Below are 220 nucleotides of genomic sequence, written 5' to 3'. Positions count from 1 at the left end.
TCCAATTAGTATCATTTTGAACAGTACAACGGGATCAAGCGAAGGTCTTCCTTTGGTTTCACTATAAAAAGGACGCACCTTTTCCCTGATGAAGGAAAGGTCTACGTGTTCATTAATTAACCGAAGGAGGTGGTTCTCAGGAACCAATAATTCTATGTCTACTAGTTCAAGCTGGCTTGTTTTAGATTGAGTCGAATTCGTACCATTTAGCAATGTAGTC

At 39.5% G+C, this 220-nt stretch carries 1 protein-coding gene; it reads right to left on the bottom strand.

The window, feature by feature from the left end:
• The coding region (locus tag HHO41_RS22260; protein WP_211171062.1) for a transposase at positions 1-213 on the bottom strand (213 nt) is incomplete at its 3' end.
• Positions 214-220 lie beyond the last annotated feature (7 nt).

The sequence above is a fragment of the Bacillus sp. DNRA2 genome, assembly GCF_012843265.1.
GTDB lineage: Bacteria > Bacillota > Bacilli > Bacillales > Cytobacillaceae > Bacillus_BU.
This window is presented reverse-complemented; position numbering and strand designations above follow the sequence as displayed.